This is a genomic window from Tatumella sp. JGM118 (genome assembly GCF_018257515.1).
GTDB classification, from domain to species: domain Bacteria; phylum Pseudomonadota; class Gammaproteobacteria; order Enterobacterales; family Enterobacteriaceae; genus Tatumella; species Tatumella terrea.
In genome coordinates, this window is record NZ_JAERJR010000045.1 from 1 (window position 1) to 666 (window position 666).

Consider the following 666-nt stretch of genomic DNA (forward strand, 5'->3'; position numbering starts at 1 on the left):
GGGGAACCTGCGGTTGGATCACCTCCTTACCTGAAGATACACTCCCGCGTAGTGCTCACACAGATTGTCTGATGAAAAGTACAGAGCAAGGCGTCTTGCCGAAGCAGACTTCAGTGTCCCCTTCGTCTAGAGGCCCAGGACACCGCCCTTTCACGGCGGTAACAGGGGTTCGAATCCCCTAGGGGACGCCACTTGCTGGTTTGTGAGTGAAAGTCACCGGCCGATATATCTTAAAGATGACTTACGAGTCATGTTTAAGATATTGCTCTTTAACAATACGGAACAAGCTGAAAATTTGAAAACAATGAATAACGTAAGTTATTCAGAGTCTCTCAAAAACTTTTACGATTCAGAGTCGTTGCAAGACGTCTGTGGGTTGTGAGGTTAAGCGAATAAGCGTACACGGTGGATGCCCTGGCAGTCAGAGGCGATGAAGGACGTGCTAATCTGCGATAAGCGTCGGTAAGGTGATATGAACCGTTACAGCCGACGATTTCCGAATGGGGAAACCCGGTGCACTCAGTGCATCATCGTTAACTGAATACATAGGTTAACGAGGCGAACCGGGGGAACTGAAACATCTAAGTACCCCGAGGAAAAGAAATCAACCGAGATTCCCCCAGTAGCGGCGAGCGAACGGGGAGGAGCCCGGAACCATCATCAGTG

1 tRNA gene and 1 rRNA gene are annotated in these 666 nt (G+C 49.7%); both read left to right on the top strand.

Annotation, left to right across the window (positions count from 1 at the left end):
* The first annotated feature begins 115 nt into the window (after window positions 1–115).
* Window positions 116–191, top strand: a tRNA-Glu gene (locus tag JK223_RS16805).
* Window positions 192–382: 191 nt separating this feature from the next.
* Window positions 383–666, top strand: a 23S ribosomal RNA gene (locus tag JK223_RS16810); the annotation flags it as partial.